The sequence below is a fragment of the Chryseobacterium viscerum genome (assembly GCF_025949665.1).
GTDB classification, from domain to species: domain Bacteria; phylum Bacteroidota; class Bacteroidia; order Flavobacteriales; family Weeksellaceae; genus Chryseobacterium; species Chryseobacterium viscerum_A.
Genome location: NZ_JAPDFT010000001.1, coordinates 799,011 through 820,391, shown reverse-complemented (window position 1 = coordinate 820,391; position 21,381 = coordinate 799,011). Strand labels below are relative to the sequence as shown.

14 protein-coding genes are annotated in these 21,381 nt (G+C 37.3%); 10 read left to right on the top strand and 4 right to left on the bottom strand.

Annotated elements, in window-relative coordinates:
• Positions 1-20: 20 nt before the first annotated feature.
• Positions 21-1,622, bottom strand: coding sequence for a gliding motility lipoprotein GldJ (gldJ, locus tag OL225_RS03805; protein ID WP_047378453.1), 1,602 nt, complete (start codon positions 1,620-1,622; stop codon positions 21-23).
• A 164-nt stretch (positions 1,623-1,786) separates the two neighbouring features.
• Between gldJ and porU the strand changes: the two genes are divergently transcribed.
• Both porU and porV read left to right on the top strand, forming a co-directional pair.
• Complete coding sequence (gene porU / locus OL225_RS03800) at positions 1,787-5,689, top strand: type IX secretion system sortase PorU (RefSeq protein ID WP_264517318.1); 3,903 nt, start codon at positions 1,787-1,789, stop codon at positions 5,687-5,689.
• A 59-nt stretch (positions 5,690-5,748) separates the two neighbouring features.
• Entirely contained in the window at positions 5,749-6,912 is a 1,164-nt protein-coding gene (gene porV / locus OL225_RS03795; RefSeq protein WP_047378455.1) for a type IX secretion system outer membrane channel protein PorV, read from the top strand.
• A 243-nt stretch (positions 6,913-7,155) separates the two neighbouring features.
• Here porV and blaCHM read toward each other — a convergent pair whose 3' ends face one another.
• Entirely contained in the window at positions 7,156-7,914 is a 759-nt protein-coding gene (gene blaCHM / locus OL225_RS03790; RefSeq protein ID WP_264517317.1) for a CHM family subclass B1 metallo-beta-lactamase, read from the bottom strand.
• 176 nt (positions 7,915-8,090) lie between these two features.
• Between blaCHM and OL225_RS03785 the strand changes: the two genes are divergently transcribed.
• The gene (locus tag OL225_RS03785; protein ID WP_047378458.1) at positions 8,091-10,355 is read left to right on the top strand and encodes an FUSC family protein; all 2,265 of its coding nucleotides are present in this window, start codon (positions 8,091-8,093) and stop codon (positions 10,353-10,355) included.
• Here OL225_RS03785 and OL225_RS03780 read toward each other — a convergent pair.
• Together OL225_RS03780 and OL225_RS03775 are read right to left on the bottom strand one after the other, a co-directional pair.
• Positions 10,336-10,950 carry a 4'-phosphopantetheinyl transferase family protein gene (locus OL225_RS03780; RefSeq protein WP_047378459.1) on the bottom strand — a complete coding sequence of 205 codons (615 nt, stop codon included), beginning with the start codon at positions 10,948-10,950 and terminating at the stop codon, positions 10,336-10,338. The genes OL225_RS03785 and OL225_RS03780 overlap by 20 nt on opposite strands.
• A gap of 179 nt (positions 10,951-11,129) precedes the next feature.
• Positions 11,130-11,648: a pyridoxamine 5'-phosphate oxidase family protein gene (locus tag OL225_RS03775; protein WP_264517316.1), complete on the bottom strand. Its 519-nt coding sequence runs from the start codon at positions 11,646-11,648 to the stop codon at positions 11,130-11,132.
• A gap of 166 nt (positions 11,649-11,814) precedes the next feature.
• Between OL225_RS03775 and ahcY the strand changes: the two genes are divergently transcribed.
• The 7 genes from ahcY to OL225_RS03740 all read left to right on the top strand — a co-directional run bounded on the left by ahcY (position 11,815) and on the right by OL225_RS03740 (position 21,376).
• A complete protein-coding gene (gene ahcY / locus OL225_RS03770; RefSeq protein ID WP_047378461.1) occupies positions 11,815-13,128 on the top strand; it encodes an adenosylhomocysteinase in 1,314 nt (437 codons plus the stop codon).
• A gap of 103 nt (positions 13,129-13,231) precedes the next feature.
• A complete protein-coding gene (locus tag OL225_RS03765) occupies positions 13,232-14,041 on the top strand; it encodes a hypothetical protein (RefSeq protein ID WP_264517315.1) in 810 nt (269 codons plus the stop codon).
• A 360-nt stretch (positions 14,042-14,401) separates the two neighbouring features.
• Positions 14,402-14,794: an inner membrane protein YiaA gene (gene yiaA / locus OL225_RS03760; RefSeq protein WP_034699887.1), complete on the top strand. Its 393-nt coding sequence runs from the start codon at positions 14,402-14,404 to the stop codon at positions 14,792-14,794.
• 139 nt (positions 14,795-14,933) lie between these two features.
• On the top strand, positions 14,934-16,748 hold the full coding sequence (locus OL225_RS03755) for a BspA family leucine-rich repeat surface protein (protein ID WP_264517314.1): 1,815 nt from the start codon (positions 14,934-14,936) through the stop codon (positions 16,746-16,748).
• Positions 16,749-16,796: 48 nt separating this feature from the next.
• Entirely contained in the window at positions 16,797-18,098 is a 1,302-nt protein-coding gene (locus tag OL225_RS03750; RefSeq protein ID WP_264517313.1) for a BspA family leucine-rich repeat surface protein, read from the top strand.
• A 32-nt stretch (positions 18,099-18,130) separates the two neighbouring features.
• Positions 18,131-19,804: a BspA family leucine-rich repeat surface protein gene (locus tag OL225_RS03745; protein ID WP_264517312.1), complete on the top strand. Its 1,674-nt coding sequence runs from the start codon at positions 18,131-18,133 to the stop codon at positions 19,802-19,804.
• Between the two features lie 15 nt (positions 19,805-19,819).
• The gene (locus OL225_RS03740) at positions 19,820-21,376 is read left to right on the top strand and encodes a BspA family leucine-rich repeat surface protein (RefSeq protein ID WP_264517311.1); all 1,557 of its coding nucleotides are present in this window, start codon (positions 19,820-19,822) and stop codon (positions 21,374-21,376) included.
• Positions 21,377-21,381: the final 5 nt, after the last annotated feature.

Genomic DNA, 21,381 nt, shown 5'->3' with positions numbered 1-21,381 from the left:
TAAGTATTTTTTGATAAATATTATCTTCTAGTTCTACCCTTATCGTTAGTTCTTGAATCCTGTGCAACACGGAATCCTACCCAACCATAAGCTCTGTTTTGATTTTTATATCTTCTTTGTCCCGGATCCAGCCAATATGCTGTATCCTGCCAAGAACCTCCTTTTACAACTCTAACCTCGTTAGAAACTGCTGAAGTTCTGTCTTTGGTATCTTTCTGTAATTTCACTCTACCAGCTCCGTCTACAACAAAGCTTTGTTTAGGAGCATTGTACATATCGAATCCTGCAGCAGAATCAGAAGCTCTGTAATACTCTAAAGAAGACTGTCTGTCACCATCTCTGTAGTTTCTGTAATCAGCGATAGTTTGTCTTTCAAATTGTCCAGGAAGTCCTTTATAAACTAATCTTCCGTCAGCCAAAGTATCATATTTGATAGTACCTTCGTCGATCATTTTATAAGTTCCGTCACCATTTCTTACAATAGCCTGAGGCATATTTCCTCTATAGTAGTTGAAATCGCTGTAATCTTCATCAATGATTGGTCTGTAAACATCCGCAGTCCATTCTGAAACGTTTCCGAACATACCATATACCCCAAGGTCGTTAGAAGGATACTTTCTTACATCAGAAGTCTGTGCAGAACCATCATTCTTCCATCCTGAGATCCCTGAATAGTCACCTTTACCCATTTTGAAGTTTTCAAGGAACATTCCTCTGTCTCTTCCTTTGGTACCTCTTAATCTTTCGATTTCAGGTTTTTTACCTAGGTATTGGTTATATTCTCTGGTTTTTGCCATACCAAGAGCTGCATATTCCCATTCAACTTCGGTAGGAAGTCTGAACTTCTGTACCATTGCAGAATTTGGAGCTCTGTTAGCTGCAAGCAATCTCTGGTTTGTGGTTTTCATACCAGTTTTTTGCTGCATTCTTTTTTCATTGATATATCCTTGCATTTCAGGATCATTCGATTTGAATTTATCCATGTTGAATGCAGTTCCTCCCTGGTTGTTGGATTCGTTGATATACAAATCTTTGGCAATAATACCAGACTGCATCAAAGCTTTTTCATTCGCTCTGTCTGTCAGCCATTCACAGTATCTGTTTGCCTGAGTCCAGGAAACTCCTACCACCGGATAATAATCAAATTCCGGAGAACGCAGATACGTTTCATTATAATCGTTTCTTGCTAATTTGTTGTCCCATAATAAGGTATCCGGTAAAGCACCGTTATAGATTTCCTTAAAACTAGGATCACTTGGTGGGAATACATACTTCAACCATGTAAGGTATTCGCGGTATTCGTAGTTAGTAATTTCTGTTTCTCCGATAAAGAATGAACTTACCTGCATTCTGCGAGGTGTGTTATTCCAATCGTGCATAACATCATCTTTCACTAATCCCATTGTAAAAGTTCCACCTTCTACATATACCATTCCAGGCCACCCCTTCTGCTTTTGTTGCTTTCCTGCAAAAAACCAACCTTGTTTTTCGTTTGGTTTCCAACCCGTTTTACTGACAAATTTTTTGGTACCGCCACCTTTGCTGGTTCCCGATCCGCCACAGCTGGTTAATGCAAGTGTAGAACTTAATGCTATTAATGAAAACAACTTTAGTTTTTTCATAGTCGATATAAATATTTTCAAAGTACAAAGAAAAAATAAATTATTCAATAAATCAAGTAAACATTTGATTTTTTTGAAAAACGTTAACAATTTAATTTTATTGTATCGCAATTTAATTCTAAAATTTTCATTTATTTTGTAATTTAGCAATTTCAATAGTAAACATGAGACGAAAAATTACGCTTCTATCTTTAATCGCTTTTGCATCAACACTTTACGCCCAAAGGAACACCATAGAATGGAATGGTTCAAAAATTCAGGATTTTGGCGACACAAAATTAAATCTTCCTAATTTCAAAAATGAGGGTTTTTCTTTCAGCCAAAATAATGTTTTTATAGTAACCAAGCAAAAAATCGGAGAAAAGCAGCTGAAAATTTCAGACCTTGTCTGGGAAAGCGTTCCTGCTCAGGATTTATTTGAGTTGGATAAAGGAAGACTTCCTGATTATGATGTAGCAGATGTTTCTTATTATAATTTAGATGGAGACAGCTATGCCAGCATCAGTGTTGCTTTGTTTAAAAATGTAAAAGGCCGCGTTCAGAGATTATCTTCGTTTAATGTTTCAGAAGCCTCTTCATTTGTAAATACTACAGGGACTGTTAATAAAATAGGAACTACTTCCAACCCATTATCAAGCGGCAACTTTTACAAAATAAAAGTCGATAAGTCCGGTGTATTCAAAATTACAGCACAGTTTTTAAAGGATAACGGCATCAATCCCAGCTCTGTAAATCCTAAAAACTTCAGAATTTATGGAAACGGAGGAATATTGCTTCCTGAATATAATCAGGATGCACGATATGGAGCTTTGCAGGAGAATGCCATCCAGGTTGTAGGTGAAGATGACGGGGTATGGAACGATAATGATTATGCTCTTTTCTACGCTCAGGGTCCTGATGGATATAACCTTTACGACACTGCCAATGGAAATGGCTTTAAAAGAAAAGATACCCGATTCAGCGAAAGAAGTAATAATGTCAAAAATATATATGAAGATTTTTCTTATTACTATATCAACTTTGACAAAGGTTCAGGGAAAAGAGTTCCGACTGTTGACGGAAACCTTCCTGCCCAGCTGATTACGAGATATGACAATTACCAGGTGATCAACAAGGATCAGAAAAACTTGTTGAAAGTGGGCAGAACATGGGTGGAAGACACTCCTTTCAGCAATGAAAAAACATTGACATTTTCTACCAACTCACCAATACAGGCTGGAGATGTTATACGATACAGAACTCAGGTGGTAGCATATAATTCGCAACAGAATACGATTGATTTTAAGATCAATAATTTAAATCCGCATCCACTACAAACGATCCCAACAGATACTTCATCTTATCAGTATACCTTCTACCCTGTAACCTATTCCGGAACGCTTTCCAATCTTACCGGAAATCAGATTACAATGGTTTTGAATCCTGATATTTCTAAAAACCCTAACGGAACTTTCTATTTTGATTATGCGGAAGTTCAGTACAAAGAAAATCTGGCTTTCAATGGCTCACAGATGAACTTCAGGGACTATTCAATTGTAAGTGGAAGTAATACAGACTATGGATTCAGCATTACCAATGCTGCTAATATAGAGCAGGTATGGGATGTAACGGATATTACCAATGCCAGCCGAAGAGTGAATAAAGCCGGAGCCGGCGCTTTCAACTTTGCTTATACTGCTGCCGATCAGAATTTCAATAATGAATTTGTAGCTTTCCGTGCTGATGCAGCTTTCAGCCCGCAGTTTGTAGGGAGAATTTCCAATCAGAATCTTTCTGCTTTACAAAATATAGATTACCTGATTCTGACGGTTCCTGAAATGATGGGCCAGGCACAGAGACTTGCCAACTATCATCAGACCGCTCATAATTATAAAGTAGAAATTGTAGACGTCAATAAAATCTATGAAGAATTTGGCAGCGGAAGTAAAGATCTTACGGCTGTAAGAGATTTTGTCAGCAAGCTCAATACTCCTCTTGGCAGACTTCAATATGTATTTATTCTGGGGGATGCTTCATTTGATTATAAAAACAGGGTTCCCAACAATACAAACGTTGTTGCCAGCTACCAGAGTGAGCAGTCTTCAGATTACGTATCCTCATTCGTAACGGATGATTATATTGTAATGACCAAGCCACAGACCACATCATTAATTGAAAACAATTTACCGGATCTGCCCGTGGGTAGAATTCCGGCTGCGAATGCAAGCGAGGCCGGAGATATGATCAATAAAACCCTGGCTTATTACAACTCCCTTCAGGGGCAGTCCACTCCGTTCGGAGACTGGCGTATGAGACTTGACTTTGTAGTGGATGATAATGACGAGGGAGGAGGTCCGTTTCATAATGTAATGAACAGTTCTCTGGCCGGCATATTTGAACAACCGGGACAGACGGAACTTAAAGAATATAATGTTAAAAAATTATATATGGATGCCTTCACCGCTCAGAGTACATCCGGAGGACGAAGATATCCACAGGTAAACCAGGCTATTTCCAATGCTATCGGAAACAGTTTATATCTGTTTTATTTCGGACACGGAGGAATTAACGGCTGGGCACAGGAAAGAGTATTAACAACTACTGAGGTTCAGAATGCCAATAATTTCTCTAATGTATACAGCAGATTTCCGTTTGTCTCTACCATTACATGTGAATTTACATTATGGGATGAGCCTGCAACCAATTCTGTAGGAGAACAGTTTATCAAAATGAAACAGGGAGGTGCCTCAGCAATGATTACTTCCAGCCGTGCTATTGGGGTAGATTACGGGCGTGATTTCACCAATACATTTACTCAGAATATTTTTAAATTAACCAGTGACGATTTCAATTCGTTAGGTAATGCACATTTACTGGCTAAAAAACAGAAGGGGCCAAACAATAACCATTTAAAGGTAAACTTTCTGGGTGACCCTGCTATGAAATTAAGCAGACCGCAAAGACTTCTTACCATTGACAACATTGAAACTCCGGTTCCTGGACTGATCAGAGGTTTGGATTTTGTGAAAATAAAAGGACACGTCAATAATCCGAATGGAACATTGAACAATACCTTCAACGGGAGAGTCAGCATCAATATTTTTGATAAGAGATTAAATAAGAAAACATTAAATAACACCGGTGTTTTATCTCCGGTTTTAGACTATACAGAGGAAGGAAGTGCTATTGTAAAAGCTGCCGGAACCGCTGTAAACGGAGTATTCACTGCAGAATTCTATGTTCCTAAAGACATCAACTATGCGGTGGGCCAGGGAAGAATTTTAGCCTATGCAGACAACAAGGCAACGGATGTTTTCAACAACCAGGCAGTACAGGTAGGTGATATCAATCCTAATGGAATCAATGACAGCCAGCCTCCAAAAGTAAAGCTGTATATGAATAACACCAACTTTGCGGATGGTGGAATTACCAACCAGAATCCAATGCTTCTTGCCTGTCTTACGGATGACACAGGAATCAATTCCACAGGTTCAGGGGTAGGTCACGATATTACAACATACCTGGACGGGCAGATTATCAATACTGTTGTTTTAAATGATTTTTACTCTGCGGGAGAAGGAAATGGATGTTTAAATCCAAGTCTTGCCGACTACCAAAAAGGAAATGTAACCTATCCTTTCAGAAATTTAGCGATTGGGCAACACCAGTTGACATTTAAAGTTTGGGATATAAACAATAATTCTACATCTGCTACGTTAAATTTTGAAGTTAAGGATGAATCTGACCAACACCTGACGATCAACCGTCCGCTGAACTGGCCAAATCCATTTACAAATAAAACCTATATTCAGTTTGAACACAATTGTGATGATATTCTGGATGTGAACGTACAAATTTATACAATAACCGGAAGATTGGTAAGAACTTTATCACAGCCGGTAGTCGCAGAACCGTTCCTACAGGGCTTTAGAACCCCTCGTCAGGCAATAGAATGGGACGGAAGAGATGATTTTGGGTCAACAGTAGCAAAAGGTACGTATATTTTTAAGATATTTGCAAAAAGTCAAAATCAAGAAAAATGCAAAGGAAGTGCTACAGCTGTAGAAAAAATGGTACTTTTGAAATAATTAAATAATACATAGACAATAATATTAACAAAAAACTGATAATATATAAAAGACAACATATGAATTTAACTACTAAACTGCTTTTAGGATTTGGTTTGAGTGCTGGTTTTTTAGGCTATTCGCAAGATTTAGGTAAAGTAAACCCAGTTCTTACCGGAGCCCCTTTCCTAAGAATTGCACCTGATGCGAGATCGGGAGGTATGGGAGACCAAGGGGTGGTAACCTCTCCGGATGCATTTTCACAATTCTGGAATGCGGCTAAATATCCTTTCAGCAGAACAAGTTCTTCCGTAGGTCTTAACTATACGCCTTACATGGGAAAACTTACCAATGATGTATTCTTATTATATGCTTCGTTCCATAAGTTTCTGGGGCAGGAAGAAAGATCTACAATCTCTGCAAGTATCTATTATTTCAACATGGGACAGGTAGACCTGACTCAGTTGGTAGGTACAGAAATTGCATCAATGGGTACATCAAAACCAAACGAATTCTCTATTGACGTTGCTTATGCTTTGAAGCTTTCCGATTCATTCTCGGGTGCTGTTACCGGTAGATTTATCCGTTCAGACTTAGCCGGAGGATTCAACACAGACACTACACTTAAAGCGGCTAACAGTTTTGCAGTAGACGTTTCAGCATACTATACCTCGCCAAGATTCTCCAGTATCGGAGGATATGATGGTAAAGTGAATGCAGGTTTAGCTATTCAGAACGTAGGTCCAAAACTGGATTATACAGGAAATGAAGAATCAAGATCTTATCTTCCTACAATGGCAAGATTAGGGGTTGGGTATGACATGTACCTGGATGATATGAACCGAGTTGGAATTTCTGTAGAAGGTTCAAAACTTTTGGTTCCCGGATCTGAGTATGCAGGAATTGATCCCAATACAAGACAGCCTATTTATCAAATCCCGAATGTAGGGCCAATGGCTGGTATCGGAAAATCTTTCAAAAACAAAAACAGTATCATGTATAGTGGTGCTTTAGAATATTCTTATGATAATGCATTTTCTGTAAGAGGAGGTTACTTCCATGAAAGTGAAGAGCAGGGAGCAAGACAGTTTGCTACAGCGGGTGTTGGTTTAAGATACCGTTCTTTCGGGCTGGATCTTTCTTACCTGATCAACATGTCAAAAATCAACAGTGCATTGGATAACACACTTCGTTTCGGTCTTACCTGGAATATCGGGGAAGAAACATCCAATAACGATCGTTAAAAAAAGCTACAGCTATATAAAAAGCCTCATGTAAAATGAGGCTTTTTTTGTGGCAATTGTGAATCGTCAATCCGCTTCGCTTGTCAATTTTTACACGCTATAACCATTCACCATTCACTTTACGAAGCAAAAATTCACTATTGACCTTCAAATAATCAATTGTGAATCGTCAATCCGCTTCGCTTGTCAATTTCTTTTACACGCTGCAATCATTCACCATTCACTTTGCAAAGCAAAAATTCACTATTGACCTTTAAATAATATAATAGTATAATCAAGAAGTCTCCTATCTCCATAATCTCCATGTCCAGGAACTACAATCTTCGCGTTAGGATATTCTTTTTTAATTTTTTCAACGGTATTTGACCACGCAGAGACATTTGCATCCCCTAAATATCCCTTCCCTGCCTCAAGCTCTTTCAACAAACAACCTCCAAACAGAATATTTTCACCTGGGAAATATCCAACAGCATTATCTCTTGTATGACCTTCCCCAAAATATTTTGCAATAACATCTTTATTTCCTATTTTCAAAACAACAGAATCATTAAAGCTGTTTTCAGGAACAACGAAATGATTTTCTTTGGCTAGTTCTATTGTTTTAGCATATGAATAAGAAGGAATGTTTTTTTTATGAAACGCCAGCAATCCTCCTAAACTATCATCATGAAAATGAGTTGGAATCACTGCATTGATTTTGGCATGAAGTTTTTCATTGATCCATTGTATCAATTCTTCTGAGCTTTTATCATTAGTGGGTGTATCAAAAATAATGGTTTCATTATTATCTTTTACAATGAGTCCATTACACGGTACATTTCCGAAATCATTCGTCTGCTTAAAAGAAGTATGGATAAAAGCATTTTGTGAAATCTGGGTAATAACCAGACTGCTGGATTTATAAATTTCCTTAGCATTAAAGTTATCCTTCTTCTGCGAACCGCAACTTATAATGATAATAGAAAATAAAATGAAGAAGATATTTTTACTGATGATTTTCATGAGCCTGCTGTTTTAGGAATTGAGATAAGCTAAGATAAGAATTCGTGGAACATGAGTGTTCTGCTGAAATGTTAAAACCACTACAATGGCATGCCATTAAAAAAATATAATATTTAAGTTTATAAAAGTCTCTTTTTTATGGCAATTTTCTTAAATTCAATAACTATTTTTGTAGTATGAACTATTCGGCAGAATTAAAAAAATTTGTAACCAGTCAGTATGTATATTCTGCTATCAGAATTACATTAGCTACTGTTCTGCCTTGCTTAGTCCTTGCCCACTTCGGAATTCTGAAGGAATATTTTCTTTTTCCTCTCGGAACCAGCTTTGTAGCTCTTACAGATCAGCCAGGCCCTTTCATCAGAAGAAGAAATGCCCTTACTTTTGCAATATTCTGTTTTGTTTTTGTTGCACTTATTGCCAGCCTTGTGATGAATATCAAAGTACTGGTGCTTCTGGAAGTCATCGTATTTGGGATGTTTTTCTCCCTGATCGGAGTTTACGGTCAGAGATTGGCGGCAGTAGGTTCATTATCGCTTGTTGTACTCGCCATCTTTATTGACGGTCATCTTACGGGAAGTAATATATTTAAAAGTTTACTGATTTTTGCTTGTGGCTGTATATGGTTTCTTCTCATCTTCCTTATTGTAACCACAATTCGTCCTTATAAACTGGCAAGCCAGATGATTGGGGAAAACTACCTTCAGTTGGCCGAGTTTTTAAAGATTAAAGCTAATTATTATCAGAAGAATCCGGATTTTAATAAACTGACCACTCAGGTTATTGCAAAGCAGATTGAGATAAAAAACCTGCAGGAAGACACCAGAGAAACGGTTTTTAAAACAAGAACCATCGTCAATGAATCTACAACAACCAGCCGTTTATTGATGCTGATGTTTCTGAATTCCATGGACCTTCATGAGAAGCTGATGACCTCTGAAAGTGATTATCAGAAGCTTCAACAGAGTTTTGAGGACAGCATGATCCTGGTTAATATTCATGATTATCTCAATCTTTTGGCAGAAGAGATTACCAATATCGGAATCGCGCTGCAAAGTGGTACAAGGGCAAAACCTATGGTGAATCTGGAACTGGAATTAAAGAATCTTAATTATAACTATTTCGAACTCAGAAATAAGCAGCTTTCTTCTGACAATCTGGAAAATTTCATGATCCTGCGCCAGATTCTGATGCGTATCTATGAAATCACGAAAGAAATCAACGAAATTTATAAAGTATTTTCTCAGAATATAAAACTTGCGAAAAGTTTATCCACGGGATTAGACCTTAGGAAATTCATGCCTAATGAACCCAAACTGAATGCTAAGGTTCTAAGGAATAACATTTCCTTATCCTCTTCCCATTTCCGCCATGCGATAAGAATTACAACAGCTTTGCTGCTGGGGTATATTTTCTCGATGTTCGATTTTCTGGGACTGGGACATACATATTGGATATTAATTACCATTACCGCCATTTTAAAACCGGCCTACTCCATTACGAAACAGAGAAATCTTCTCCGTCTCTATGGAACCATTGCAGGGGCCAGTATTGCTTATGCCATTCTGCATTTTGTTCATATTAACGGCGTTTTATTTGCTATTCTGCTGGTCAGTATGATCATGTGTTTCAGTTTTTTGAAAGGAAGATATTTCTGGGCAGTATTATTCATGACGATCTATGTTTTCCTGAGTTTTAATTTTTTGAATCCAGGGAAAGTCAATATTATTTTTAAAGACAGAATCTTTGATACAGCGATTGCCGGAATCATTGCTTTTGCTGTATCTTATATTGTACTGCCGGTTTGGGAACACACCCAAAACCTGGATCTGATGAAGAAATCCGCGGCAGACAACCTTATCTATTTCCAGAGTGTAATTTCCAAATTCTTACAGGGAAATTTTGACCTTGAAGATTATAAAGTAAAGCGAAAAAATGCGATCATTTCTTTAGCCAACCTTTCCGACAATTTCCAGAGAATGATTTCGGATCCTAAAAACCAGCAGAAAAAGCTGGAAGTTGTTCACCAATTTGTAGCTACATCACATCTGATCACAGCATATACAGCTTCTCTTTCTCAATATTCCAAGAGTAATGAACAATATCCTGAAATAGATGCTGAAAGCTGGAGCCGAAAGATTGAAGCAGAAATGCAGCAAACCTCTACCCTTCTCAACGGGAATGACATCAATGAAACATTGAAAATGGAAAGCCGTCTTGAGCCGGAAGATTCATCCATTGAAGATATGCTTCTGAAAAGAAAAACTGAGATTGAGGAAAATGACATTGTAGACAGAAGAGATCCTGATAAAGTATCCCATTTAACGGAGCTTAAAAACATCCACGATATCCTGGAGCTGATCTATGATGTTGCAAAAGAACAGAGAAAAGTGATCGAAAAATATAAAAACGAAGCAGATTCTACTCTTCCACAATCGTAAAGCAGTAGTCGTCGAAAAACTCTACCCTGGCCTTAAATTCATCTGAAAACTGATCATCATAAACACGGCAGCTTATTTTATGGAGATGCTTCAGCTCGAAAGGTTTTACTTCATAATTTTTCTTCAAAGACCAATATTTTGAGTGGTGAATCTTGTACATACTTTCCTTCACACTCCATATAATCGTATAAAAAGTATCTGCTTTATCTTCAGGAATAAAACCGCGCTCATTCTCATAGGTAAATTTATCAATCACCCTTAAAATCTTAGGATTAAACTTTTCGACGTCAATCCCTATTTTATTTTTAGAAATGGCAATGGCAGCGAAGGGAAAAGAATGTGTAATGGAAATTTCCGCATCGTTAGGAGAAAGAAAAGGCTCTCTTTCTTTATATAAAATCTTAGAATCCGGCTTTAATCCTTTCAGGAGCTTCCGCACCATCAAAACTTCCAGTAATTTTTTAGGATGATAATCTTTTACCTTCTCGGCATTTTCCGGTTCCAGAAGTTGATGAATATCAAGCTCTTCACTTTCATCATACTTCCAAACAAGGATGGTGGCATTATCATCTGAAAAATCTCGGTAAAGGGGCATTCTTTTTTTATTGGACAAAAATACTAAAAAAAGCTTGAAGCTGGGAGATGGAAGGTGGAAGTACTATTCGTTATAAAATAAACTACAGATTAAATTAAAAAAATTGTTCAAAAAAACTAATTCTTTGTTTCCTTAATCTTTACAACCTCCAGCTTCCTTCTTCCAGCTCCCAGCTTTAATTATTTAGACTGATGATTCACATCATTTCTATGCTCTACAATTTCAAGATTTGCATCTACAAAATAGGCGCTTCCGAATCCGTTTACATAAGATCCTTTTACAGGCTGTAAGGCTATTAAAATAAAATCCCCCATTTCAGAAATGACATCCACTACTTTTCCGTGAGTCTCTTTAAGTTGAGCAATTACAGTATTCCATATTTCAGAATCTCTTTCAATCTGAGAAGTTACTGCCTCAAAAGTTAAGCGTTCACGAGCGTAAATCTGTTTGGCAGCTGATTCATCTTCAATAAACATGATGGATGTTTTTCTTCCGTCAGCAAGGTTTTTAGTATGTTTTGCCATGAAAGACACCAGAATATAAAATGTCTGATCTACTTGTACGAAAGGAGCATAGCTTGAATTGGGATTCCCTTCTGCATCTACAGTAGCCAGAATGATGCTTTTAGAAGCATTGATCAGTTCTTTTACTTTTGGAGCAACCGGCCTGGCCTTCTTTTCTGTATGGTTTTGATTCATAATATATTTATTTATCAGCTAAAATTAATTATTTATATTAAGACTAAATAATATTAAATCATGTTTAATCTCATAAAACTGAACTTGATCTGCCGTTTTTATATCTTAATTATTAATCGTAATTTTGCCTTTCGTTATCAATTGAATTTAAAAATATTCATTACATATGAGTACTACAACACAATACGTTCCTTATAAAGTTAAGGATATCTCCCTTGCAGAATGGGGTAGAAAAGAAATTACCCTTGCAGAAGCAGAAATGCCTGGTTTGATGTCTATCCGTGAAGAATACGGACCATCTCAACCACTTAAAGGAGCAAGAATCGCAGGATGTCTTCACATGACGATCCAAACGGCTGTGCTTATCGAGACATTGGTAGCTTTAGGAGCTGAAGTTACCTGGTCATCTTGTAATATTTTCTCTACACAGGACCACGCTGCTGCTGCTATTGCTGCTGCAGGAATTCCGGTGTATGCATGGAAAGGTTTAAATGAAGAAGAATTTGACTGGTGTATTGAGCAGACTTTATTCTTTGGTGAAGACAGAAAGCCATTAAATATGATTTTGGATGATGGTGGAGATTTAACAAACATGGTTTTTGATAAATACCCAGAATTTACAAAAGATATCAAAGGTCTTTCTGAAGAAACCACTACCGGAGTACACAGACTGTACGAAAGAATGAAGAACGGAACTTTAGTAATGCCTGCAATCAACGTAAACGATTCAGTAACTAAATCTAAATTCGACAACAAATACGGATGTAAAGAATCTGCTGTAGATGCAGTAAGAAGAGCTACAGACGTAATGTTAGCCGGAAAAAGAGTGGTAGTTTGCGGATACGGAGACGTAGGTAAAGGTACTGCTGCTTCATTCAGAGGAGCTGGTTCTATCGTTACTGTAACGGAAATTGATCCAATCTGTGCGCTTCAGGCTGCTATGGACGGTTATGAAGTAAAAAGATTAGACACTGTGGTAGATAATGCTGATATCATCATCACTACAACAGGTAACTTCAATATCGTAAGAGGAGAACATTTCCTTAAAATGAAAGATAAAGCTATCGTTTGCAACATCGGGCACTTCGACAACGAAATCGATATGGCTTGGTTGAACAAAAACTACGGTCAGACTAAATCTGAAGTGAAGCCTCAGGTTGATATCTATACTATCGAAGGAAAAGAAGTAATCATCCTTGCAGAAGGTAGATTGGTGAACTTAGGATGTGCTACAGGCCACCCAAGTTTCGTAATGTCTAATTCTTTCTCTAACCAGACTTTGGCTCAGATCGAATTATGGAACAACTCTGCTGCTTATGGAAACGAAGTATACATGCTTCCTAAGCACTTAGATGAGAAAGTAGCTGCTTTACACCTTAAGAAATTAAGCGTAGAGCTTGAAACTCTTTCTCCTGAGCAGGCTGAATATATTGGTGTAGATGTAAAAGGGCCATTCAAGCCGGAATACTACAGATACTAAGATTTAAATAAAATATGATATTATCCCACTATTTCTAAGATAGTGGGATTTTTTTATGCAGGGATATAGATCATTCTGTATTTTTGTCAGCTAAATTAATAACATGAAAAAAATCTTATTTCTGGGACTGATGAGCTCTGTGGTATTCTTTAACAGCTGCAGCAGCAATGATGATAATGATGGAACTAATAATCCTTCCGAGCAGCCTCAGCTATTACTGAGTAAAGTTACAACTGTTTATTATGACGATCCTTCTAATCCTCAAACAACTGTTTCAACATTGAGTTATAACACTCAGAGACAATTAATCAAAACTATTTCAGAAGGGAGAGCATCAACTTTCGAATATGATAATGCTGGAAAACCTGTAAAAACGATTTACTATAAACCAGATGGTACTGTAGATTATTATTCTGCGTACACTTATAATGGGGATCAACTGGCAAACGTTAAAGCCATCTACACTAATTCAAATTACAACAGAACGGTTACCTTTAATTATAATACAAACGGACAGGTAATCTCTTCTACCCTTTGCCAGACTCCGGATTGCTCAAGCCCAGGTATTGATACTTATACCTATAATGGAAATAATATTTCATCTGAAACTTCAACGTTTGGAGGAGCTATAACTTATAGTAATAAAAGTGATTTTTCTTATGACGATAAACTCAACCCTTATACCAACATCAATAAGTATCTGAAAATTATGATGGGAAGAGCATATACTTTAAGTAAAAATAATTATCTCGTAGAGAAAATAAGCTTTAAAAATAACGGAGTATGGCAGCAAAGCCAAACTGTAAGCTACACTATACAATACAACACTTCCGGATTACCGGTTCAGGTTGTCGGAAAAGAAGCAGATGGAAGTCTTTCCGTTCAGTATAATTACGAATATATCACTCAATAATAACAAGCTCTCCAATTTTGGGGAGTTTTTTTATGGAGCTAATTCCCGCTATCCGCTCATACTCCTCACGCCAGCACTGTCACCCTGAGCGAAGCCGAAGGGCCTCAATGCAAGTTCCGGGGTAACCGCTGCTATCGGGGCTAGAATGAAAATTATGAATTATGAATTATGGACAGATTTATAAACATTCAACAGAAACGGGCTTTAGTCTGTTTTATAATAGAATAAAATCAACCGGCTTCAGCCAAAACTTAAAAAATAATGAATGTATTTTACCGTGTTTTTCCCATATTTACCCTCTATCAGGCTTATATTTATAAAAAAAGAATATCTTAGCCCTCTTAAATAAAACATTAAACTATGAAAAAACAAAGAGTATCGAATGCATTCGTCGCAGCATCATGGGTAGCATTGGGAGCAGGAATGATCGGTTTTATCGTTGGTCTTGCAAGAGCTGAAATGCTGCTGAATGAAAAAGGATATTATTTCACGATTCTTCTTTATGGCTTATTTGCCGTTGTTTCTCTACAAAAAGCAGTACGTGACAGATTGGAAAATATTCAGGTAACCGATATTTATTACGGAATCTGCTGGTTTGCCACATTATCATCTATTGTATTACTGGCCATTGGACTTTGGAATGCAACTATTCTACCGAGTGAAAAAGGTTTTTATGCCTTTGCCTTTCTGCTCGCTCTCTTCGGGGCCATCGCAGTTCAGAAAAACACACGTGACAATATGCTTCAGGAATAAAGTAAACTCTCCATTTCGGAGAGTTTTTTATTTAAATAATTTCATTAAAATTTATAAATTACTATAAACTTTACATTTAAGTTAAAAATATATTAAGTTTTTTGCTATTTTAGTAGTGCTTATTTCACAAACTAATGACATGTACAAAAAACTCTTATTTTCTACTTTATGTATTCTATTATTCCAGTTTTCAAAAGCACAAAATGAATTCATCACCGTTTGGCAGCCTGGCTTTATAAGTTCTGCTCCCATCTCTGTTTCTGCCCCTTATCCTGCAGTAAACAATCAAATCTGGTTTCCGGCTATTGGCAATAATTTTACAATAAGCTGGGAAGAAGTAGGTTATCCCTCACATCATGGAACAATGACTAATGTTACTTCTGCCAAACAGGTTTTAATAGACTTCGGAACATCCTTACATCCTAATCCGATGCAGGCCAGTTACCGGGTGAAAGTAAGTAATGTAAATGGTCCTTTCAGAATACTTTCTAATGAATATGCTCCTTCTACAGGAGTGAAATACAATGGAAGTGTTGACAAATTACTTGAAATCGCCCAATGGGGAGACATTCAATGGAGTACAATGAACAATGCCTTTGCATTTTGTCCTGATATAACACTCACCGCTTCAGATGTACCGGATCTGTCCAACGTTACTGATCTATCCGGAATGTTCAGGTCTGCAAAGAATTTTACTTCCAATCATTCAATAAACAGCTGGGATACCTCATCTGTACAGGATATGTCTGAACTGTTTTCTCAGACAAAATTCAATTCTCCAATTGATAACTGGAACACGTCCAATGTTACCAATATGTTCCGTATGTTTCATTATGCAAAACTTTTCAATCAGCCTCTGAAAACCTGGGATGTCTCTAAAGTGACCAATATGCAGTATATGTTTATGAATGCAGAAAAGTTTAACCAGCCGTTACAGGACTGGAATACTGAGTCTCTCACTACTATGGCTGATATGTTCAATAGTGCAAGAGAGTTCAATCAATCTCTTAATACCTGGAACATTTCAAATGTAGCCTCTCTTAGTGGTGTATTTTCTTTTGCTGTACAATTCAACCAGCCACTCAATAACTGGGATACTTCAAAAGTAACCGATATGTCCAGAACATTTCTTGGAGCCACGAACTTTAATCAAAATATTAATAGCTGGGATACAACCAAAGTAGGCAATATGTCATATATGTTTGCAGAAGCTGTGAGCTATAACGAGCCTATGACTTCCTGGAAGACAGGAAGCGTTACAGATATGTCTTTTATGTTTCATTTCGACCCGTATTTCAATCAGAATATAAGCAATTGGAATACTGCTAAAGTGGTTAATATGGAGCACATGCTGCACCGCTGTTATGAATTCTCTCATAATCTGGAAAACTGGGATGTCAGCACGGTTTCAAATATGGATCTAATGTTAAAGGAAACTACTTCATACAATCATAGTTTAGAAAAATGGAATCTGAACTCCTTAACAACTGCTTTCTCGATGCTTACTTCTTCAGGATTAGACTGTGTAAATTACAGCAATACACTTATGGGATGGTCTAATAACAGTAATACTCCTGATAATATTAATCTTGGTGATGTTTCCGCCCTAGTCTATTCCGGTACCGCAACTCCTTCAAGAAATCTACTTCTCAACACAAAAGGATGGGTTTTTATGGGTGATAGTTTAGGCAGCTGCGAACTTCAACTGGGTGTATCAGATCATAACCTTAGTAATGAACCTCAAATTTATCCTAATCCGGCAACGGATATGATTTATCTGAAAAATATTCCCAATCCGGAAAGTTACATCATTACCGATATGAGTGGAAGAATGATTATTAAGGAAAGCCTGAAAAGTGATAAAATTCCTGCCAGCCTTTTGTCTCCGGGAAATTATATCCTGCAAATCTTTACCAAAAACAGGGTTCACTCCTTTCCATTCATCAAAAAATAATTCCTTAAAAAACTAATAACGATAACCATGATTTTTAAAAAAATTCCAATGCTCATTTTTCTTTTGCTGATATTCCCGGCAAAGGCACAAAACGAGTTCATCACCATCTGGAAAACCCAAAATGCACAGCTCATTAAATTTCCCGGCCGGGGAATCAACTTCCAAGTATCCTGGGAAGAGGTAGGATATCCTCAACACAATGGAATAATGAGTAATGTCACTTCAACTACTGAATTTATTATCAATCTGGGAACACCATTAAACCCATCTCCTGCCCAGGCAAGCTATAAAATCAAAATCAGTGACGGAAATGGAAGCTTTGATCAGGTGAGATTCTTCGACAATACATTAATTCCCACTTATAATGCTTCAGACCGCTCAAAAATCACTCAAATTGCCCAATGGGGAAATATAAAATGGAAAAGCTTTGACAATGCTTTTGTATTTTGTGACTATATGGATGTGACGGCTACTGATGCACCAGACCTCAGCATGGCAACCAGCATGCGCCAGATGTTTTATTTATGTACTTCACTGATCGGCAATTCCTCTTTCAATACATGGAATACCTCTACCATTACAGATATGTATTATATGTTTGGCGATGATTATCAGTTTAACCAGCCAATTGGAAGCTGGGATACTTCCAATGTTACAGATATGTCCTATATGTTTGATACAACGGGATTCAACCAGCCTCTCGGCGAATGGAATACAGCAAACGTGACAACTATGGAACATATGTTTCATTATGCTGAAAACTTTAATCAGGATCTTCAAAACTGGAATACGGGAAATGTTACCAATATGAACGAAATGTTCCACGATACAGCTTTTAATCAGGATATCGGAAGATGGAATCTGAGTTCATTAACAACCGCTACCGATATGTTTCTCAATTCTGCAATGAGTTGTTTAAATTATGACAAAACGCTTTACGGATGGAGCCAGAGCCCATCAACGCCTAATAACATTAATCTATCAAGTGCCTCGCCATTGGTCTATTCTCATGCTGATGCTGTAGCTGCAAGAAACTATTTAACCAATAATAAAGGCTGGACAATATCCGGTGATACTTACAACGGACTTTGCAACCAGACACTTTCAACTTCTGAAAAGAAGATCAGCACTCAGCCCTCCATCTATCCGAATCCTGTGAAAGAAAATATTTATCTGAAAAACATTCCGAATCCGGTAAGCTATATTATAACCGATATGAGTGGAAGGACTGTTGCCAAAGATAATCTGAAATACGAAGAAATTACTGTCAGTCTTTTAACTCCGGGAAATTATATTCTGCAGATCCTGACAAAGAATAAGGTTCATTCATTTCCATTTATTAAGAAATAACAATAAAAACTAATAACCATAAAACTATAAACATGATTGTAAGAAAAGTCCAAACACTCATTTTTCTTTTGCTGATATTCTTTGCAAATGCTCAAAATGAGTTCATCACGGTATGGAAACCCAGCCTCGCCCCACCTTCCTATCCTTATGCGGGAATTCCTGTTAACTCAAATAATAATCAAATCTGGTTTCCCGGAAGAGGAACAAATTATCAGATCTATTGGGAAGAAATAGGCTACCCTTCTCACAATGCCACTTTAACGAATGTAACTTCTGCTTATCAGACCCTCATCGATTTCGGAGTGCCTCAAAACCCTAATCCATCAGATGCCACTTACCGGTTAAAAGTAAGTAACGGAAACGGAAATTTTCACCAGATAAGATTTGCCGACTGGGATATGTTTAATGATAACGGAATTGTAGGAGATGTTCATAAAATACAATTGATAGAACAATGGGGAAATATTCAGTGGTCTTCTATGGAACAGGCATTTCAGGCGTGCAAAATTTTAGATTTTACAGCAACAGATATTCCTGATCTGAAAGAGGTAACTGATATGTCCCACATGTTTTTAGGCTGTTATAGCTTAGTAGGAAACTCCAGTATCAACACCTGGAATATTTCCAATGTAACAACGCTGCTGGGAACATTTTCAGGGTGTTTTGTATTCAATCAGCCGGTTGGAGACTGGAATACGTCCAATGTTACCATGATGGGGATAACATTCAGTGTGGCAAAGCTTTTCAATCAGCCTCTGGCCAACTGGGACACTTCCAAAGTAACTGCTACTACGGCTATGTTTAGTGGAGCTGCACAGTTTAACCAACCCATCGGAAACTGGGATATGTCTAGTAATCTTGATGCAGAATTCATGTTTTCCAATGCTATGAATTTCAATCAACCACTCGGAAGCTGGAATACCTCACAAATTATTGAAATGAATCATATGTTTAATGGAGCAAAGACTTTCAATCAAGATCTATCTCAATGGGATACAGGCAATGCTACCATTATGAGTGGCATGTTTAATAATGCTGAGAATTTTAACAGCAATATTTCCAATTGGGATACCAGAAAAGTACAATGGATGCAGGATATGTTCAATGGTGCTAAAAAATTCAATCAGAATATAGGAAAATGGAATGTAGCTTTAGTAAAAAACATGAATAACATGTTCAGTAATGCAATTGTTTTTAATCAAAATTTAGGAAGCTGGAATCTGGGTTCTTTACTGTACGCCACTAATATGTTTAAAAATTCTGCACTGAACTGCCAGAACTATGACAGCATACTGTATGGCTGGAGTCTGAATTCTTCGACACCAAATAATATTAACCTATCTTCAGTTTCACCTCTTACTTATTCCCATAATGCAGCAATAACTGCCAGAAACTATCTGATTAACAACAAAGGCTGGACAATCAGTGGAGATACATATAACGGAGAATGTCAATCCTTCCTTGGGACTTCTGATGTAAAGGTGAAAGGTGATCTCAGCATATATCCGAACCCTGCCACCCATATTATTTATGTAAAAAATTCCCGTGCAAAAGACTTTAAAATTATCGACCTAAGCGGAAGAATTGTTTTAAGTGGAAATCTGGAGAATGAACAGATCAATGTTCAGGCTTTAGCTCCCGGAAGCTATATTTTACAGCTTTCTTCAAAAGAAGATATTCAAAACTTAAAATTCATCAAAAAATAATCATAAACGCTAGATATGCTATTAAAAAAAATCCCTACCCTCATTTTTCTAATGGTGGTTTTCGTTGCGAAAGCACAAAATGAATTCATTACGATTTGGAAGCCGGCATCCACTGCAATACCAGCAGTAAATGTAGATGCGCCCTATCAGGCAAGCCTCCAGCAAATATGGTTTCCCGGAATTGGTGAAAATTATAACATATATTGGGAGGAAGTAGGATATCCCCAACACAATGGTACACTTACCAACGTTACTTCTACCAAGCAGGTTCTCATTGATTTCGGAACATCCATCGCAGATGGGAATGATGCAAAATACAGAGTAAAAGTAAGTAATGGCAACGGTTCTTTCAAACAAATAAAATTTGGTTCTCCCCAGGTTTTCTTAACTCCTGACGAACTCTTTCCCATCTGGCAGGTCAACGGAAGTACAGATAAATTATTAGAAATAGAACAGTGGGGTAATATTTCATGGACAGCTATGAACAGTGCATTTAGTTTGTGCAGACTCATGGTGCTTACGGCAGAAGATATTCCTGATCTTACTAATGTGGCAGATGCGTCTTTCATGTTTTACGGTACAACAAGTTTTACAGGTGCCAGCTCTATGCAGAACTGGGATACTTCAAAAATCCAGAATTTCAGTTTTATGTTTTCGCTTTTGTTTGATGTAACGCCTGCTACACTGACAGATCAGTTTAACCCACCTTATTTTGATAGCTGGAATATGTCCTCTGCTACGAATCTAAGCTATATGTTTGGAAACAGAACTCACTTTAACCAAACTCTTAATAGCTGGGACGTCTCTAATGTGACGGATATGAGCTGGATGTTTGGCCAATGTCTTAGCTTCAATCAGCGTCTGGACAACTGGGATACTTCCAGTCTTGAAGATATGCATTTCATGTTTCATATGATCCCGGTTTTTAATCAGCAACTGAACTGGAATACTTCCAAGGTTACCAATATGGCGCATATCTTCCATGGATGCACATCTTTCAATCAATCTTTAGAAAGCTGGGATATGACTAAAGTAACAAAAATAGATCAGATTCTTAACGGTGCTTCAAGTTTTAATCAACCGTTAGGAAACTGGAACTTAGCTTCTGTTATCGATGGTAATGGCGCTCTAAATATAACAGGTATTAATTGTGAAAATTACAGTAAAACACTTCTGGGCTGGGCCGATAATTTCAATACAGCAAACAATGTTGGATTAGGTATGGTAACCGGACTTAAATATGCCTCAAATGTATCTGACAAGAGAGATATTCTTATCAATAAAGGATGGGTCATCAATGGTGACTCAGTAGGAAGCTGTTTATTGTCTTCATCAGATCTGAAACTGAATAAAAAACCTCTGCTCTACCCTAATCCGGCCGTTGAAGATATTCACATTGAAGGGTTAGCTGGTATGAATGGTTATAAAATTTACGACGTTGCCGGAAGACTCGTAAAGGAAGGAAATCCTAATAATGATCTGATCAATGTAAGCTCTTTGCCAAAAGGAAACTATATGATACAACTGATCATGAAAGAAAAAACAGTTTCTTCAAAATTCATTAAGAAATAACTATA